Source organism: Streptomyces sp. NPDC006265 (assembly GCF_040613555.1).
In the GTDB taxonomy this organism is placed as follows: Bacteria; Actinomycetota; Actinomycetes; order Streptomycetales; family Streptomycetaceae; genus Streptomyces.
The window spans coordinates 1-3,906 of sequence record NZ_JBEXSH010000849.1; the positions used below are offsets into that span (position 1 = coordinate 1).

A 3,906-nucleotide genomic window follows, 5' to 3' on the forward strand; every position below is an offset into this window, starting at 1 on the left:
GCCGAGCTCGTCCCGGAAGCGCTCCACCACGATCGTCCGGTCGTCCGGGATGTGGCCGCAGGCCTCGCGCTGCTCGTCCAGGTAGGAGAGCACGTTGTCCGCGGCCCACGCGTCCAGGCCGGCGGCGAGGAGCCGGAGGCGGGCGTCGTCCTCGGGCAGCGATCCGACCTCGCGCAGGAACGCGCCCACCGCCCGGCCCAGTTCCAGCGGGCGGCCCAGCTGGTCGCCCTTCCAGAACGGCAGCCGGCCCGGCACGCCCGGGGCCGGGGAGACCAGGACGCGGTCGCGGGTGATGTCCTCGATGCGCCAGGAGCTGGTGCCGAGCGTGAAGACGTCGCCGACGCGGGATTCGTAGACCATCTCCTCGTCGAGCTCGCCGACCCGGCCGCCGCCCTTCTTGGGGTCGGCGCCCGCGAGGAAGACGCCGAAGAGACCGCGGTCGGGGATCGTGCCACCGGAGGTGACGGCGAGGCGCTGCGCGCCGGGGCGGCCGGTGATCTCCCCGGTGACCCGGTCCCACACCACGCGCGGGCGCAGCTCCGCGAACGCATCGGACGGGTAGCGGCCTGCCAGCATGTCGAGGACCGCGGTGAAGGCCGACTCGGGCAGCGAGGCGAAGGGGGCGGCCCGGCGGACGGCGGCGAGGAGGTCGTCGAACTGCCACGAGTCCAGGGCCGTCATCGCGACCACCTGCTGGGCCAGGACGTCCAGCGGGTTCGCGGGGACCCTGAGGGACTCGATGGAGCCGGTGCGCATGCGCTCGGTGACCACCGCCGCCTGCACCAGGTCGCCGCGGTACTTCGGGAAGACCACACCGGTGGAGACCGCGCCCACCTGGTGCCCCGCCCGGCCCACCCGCTGCAGGCCCGAGGCGACGGAGGGCGGCGACTCGACCTGGACCACCAGGTCCACCGCGCCCATGTCGATGCCCAGCTCGAGGCTGGATGTGGCCACGACCGCGGGCAGGCGCCCCGCCTTGAGGTCCTCCTCGACCAGGGCCCGCTGTTCCTTGGACACCGAGCCGTGGTGGGCGCGGGCGATGACCTGGGGGGCACCCTGGGCCGCTCCTGAGCCGCCCATGAGCTCTGCGGGGGAGTGGTGCTCGTCGAGGGGCTCGCCCGTGGCCCGTTCGTACGCGATCTCGTTCAGGCGGTTGCAGAGGCGCTCCGCGAGGCGGCGGGAGTTCGCGAAGACGATCGTGGAGCGGTGGGACTGGACGAGGTCGGCGATCCGCTCCTCCACGTGCGGCCAGATGGACGGACGTTCCGCGCCCTCCTGGCCGTCCGCCACCGGGGAGCCGCCCAGCTCGCCCAGGTCCTCGACCGGGACGACCACGGACAGGTCGAACTCCTTGCCCGACTCCGGCTGGACGATCTCCACTTTGCGGCGCGGCGAGAGGAACCGGGCGACCTCGTCGACCGGGCGGACCGTCGCGGAGAGGCCGATGCGGCGGGCGGGCTTCGGCAGGAGGTCGTCCAGCCGCTCGAGGGAGAGCGCGAGATGGGCACCGCGCTTGGTGCCGGCGACCGCGTGCACCTCGTCGAGGATCACCGTGTCGATGCCGGTCAGGGCGTCGCGGGTGGCCGAGGTCAGCATCAGGAACAGTGACTCGGGCGTCGTGATCAGGATGTCCGGCGGGCGGGTGGACAGCGCGCGGCGCTCGGCGGCGGGGGTGTCGCCCGAGCGGATGCCCACCTTGACCTCGGGCTCGGGCAGGCCGAGGCGCACGGACTCCTGGCGGATGCCGGTCAACGGGCTGCGCAGGTTGCGCTCGACGTCCACCGCCAGGGCCTTCAGCGGGGAGACGTACAGGACGCGGCAGCGCTTCTTGGGGTCGGCCGGGGGAGGCGTCGAGGTCAGCTGATCGAGAGCGGCCAGGAAGGCGGCCAGGGTCTTGCCGGAGCCGGTGGGGGCGACGACCAGCACGTCCGAACCCTCGTGGATGGCCTGCCATGCACCGGCCTGGGCCGAGGTGGGCGCGGAGAAGGCACCCGTGAACCAGGCGCGGGTCGCGGGTGAGAAGCCGTCCAGGGCTCGGTGTGCATTGCTGGGCATGCGTCCATCGTGCACCTCGGCACTGACAACGGGGCTTCGCCGCCGTGCGGACAATGGTCGTATGAACGAGCGCGCACGGCACTGGCGGTACGACGAGCTGCCCGGGGTGGATCTGCTGCGGGCCCGGTACGTGCGCAAGACCTTCGTGCGGCACACGCACGAGAACTTCGTGATCGCCGCCATCGCCGACGGGGTGGAGGTCTTCCACCACGGAGGGGGCGACCAGTACGCGGGGGCCGGGGCCCTCGCACTGGTGAATCCCGATACGCCGCACACTGGGCGGGCCGGGGTGCCCGAAGGGTGGCGGTACGGGGCCGTGTACCCGCCGGTCGACGTGGTGGCGGAGATCGCGGCCGAGACGACGACGCTGCGCGGCACGCCGGGGTTCGTCAGCCCGGTGATGGACGATCCCTACGCCGTGGGTCTGGTGCACCAGGTTCTGCGGGCCGCCGACGAGGGCAACGCGCTGGCCGCGGACACACTGCTGCGGGTGGCGGTGACCAGGCTGCTGCGGTTGAACGGCGGGCCCATGCCGCGGCGGGAGGTGCGCGCCGCGGGCGCCCGGATCGCGGCACGCGCGCGTGGCGTACTGGAGGAGCGGATGGCACGGCCACCGACCCTGGAACAGTTGGCGGCCGATCTCGGGACCAGCCCGTTCGCCTTGCTGCGCGCCTTCCGGGACGCCTACGGCATGCCGCCGCACGCCTGGCTCACGGACGCGCGCGTACGCCGGGCGCGACGGTTGCTGGACACCGGGGCGACTCCCTCCGAGGCCGCCGTGACCGTCGGATTCACCGACCAGCCCCATCTCAACCGGCACTTCAGCCGGATGGTCGGCGTACCGCCAGGGGCGTACCAGCGGGAGCGCAAGAACGTACAAGACCTGCGATAGCCGGGGCCCGTAGCGTGCGGGGCGTGGCAGATGGGACAGCTCTCGAAGACGCAGACATCGGTGAGAAGGCGGACCGGGCCGTCGTACGCGACGCCCTGGGTGTAGGGGTGGCCGTCGGGCTGTCCGGGTTCGCCTTCGGAGTGACATCGGCCGGCAGCGGACTCACGCTGCTGCAGACGTGCACGCTCAGTCTTCTGGTGTTCACCGGCGCGTCCCAGTTCGCACTGGTGGGGGCCCTCGCCGCCGGGGGCGGTCCGTTCACCGCCGCCGCCGGGGCCTTCTTCCTGGGCGTGCGGAACGCCTTCTACGGCCTGCGCTTGTCGCAGCTGCTCGCCCTCCCGCGCGCGGTGCGGCCGGTCGCCGCCCAGTGGGTGATCGACGAGACCGCCGCCGTCGCGCTCGCCCAGCCCACGCGCCGCGCCGCACGGCTCGGGTTCGTCGTGACCGGGCTGAGTCTGTACCTCCTGTGGAACCTCACCACGCTGCTCGGTGCCATGGGCGCCGAGGCCATCGGGGACACGGACGCGTGGGGCCTGGACGCCGCCGGACCCGCGGTGTTTCTGGCGCTGCTCGCGCCGACGCTGAAGACCGGCACCGAGCGGGCCGTCGCCGGACTAGCCGTGCTGCTGGGGCTCGGGCTGCTGCCCGTGCTGCCCGCCGGAGTGCCGGTCCTGCTGGCCGCCCGGGCGGTGCCGGCCGTGCTGTTGACGGACGGCCGGCGCCGCCGCGGGGAACAGGAGGACGCGCGATGAACGTCTGGATCGCGATCGGGGCGACGGTCCTCGGCTGCTACGCCGTCAAACTGGCCGGGCTCCTGGTGCCCGCGGGGGCTCTGGAGCGGCCCGTCGTCAAGCGTCTTGGCGCGCTGTTGCGCGTCGGGGTGCTCGCGGCGGTCACGGCGGAGCAGACGTTCGCGGTCGGCCGGACGCTGGTGATGGACGCGCGGGCCGCCGGGGTCG

General features: G+C 73.5%; 3 protein-coding genes and 1 pseudogene. 3 read left to right on the plus strand and 1 reads right to left on the minus strand.

The window, feature by feature from the left end; all coding sequences use genetic code 11:
• Positions 1-2,055, minus strand: a 2,055-nt coding sequence (locus tag ABZ281_RS41330) for a DEAD/DEAH box helicase (protein WP_356663086.1), incomplete at its 3' end; no start/stop codon positions are given.
• Between the two features lie 61 nt (positions 2,056-2,116).
• Here ABZ281_RS41330 and ABZ281_RS41335 point away from each other — a divergent pair.
• From ABZ281_RS41335 to ABZ281_RS41345, 3 genes and pseudogenes are all read left to right on the plus strand, one after another.
• A pseudogene (locus tag ABZ281_RS41335) lies at positions 2,117-3,052 on the plus strand (AraC family transcriptional regulator).
• Entirely contained in the window at positions 2,971-3,699 is a 729-nt protein-coding gene (locus ABZ281_RS41340; protein ID WP_356663087.1) for an AzlC family ABC transporter permease, read from the plus strand. Before ABZ281_RS41335 ends, ABZ281_RS41340 begins: the two are co-directional and overlap by 82 nt.
• Positions 3,696-3,906 (plus strand): AzlD domain-containing protein (locus tag ABZ281_RS41345; protein ID WP_356663088.1); only part of this gene is annotated, 211 nt, incomplete at its 3' end. The genes ABZ281_RS41340 and ABZ281_RS41345, both read left to right, overlap by 4 nt.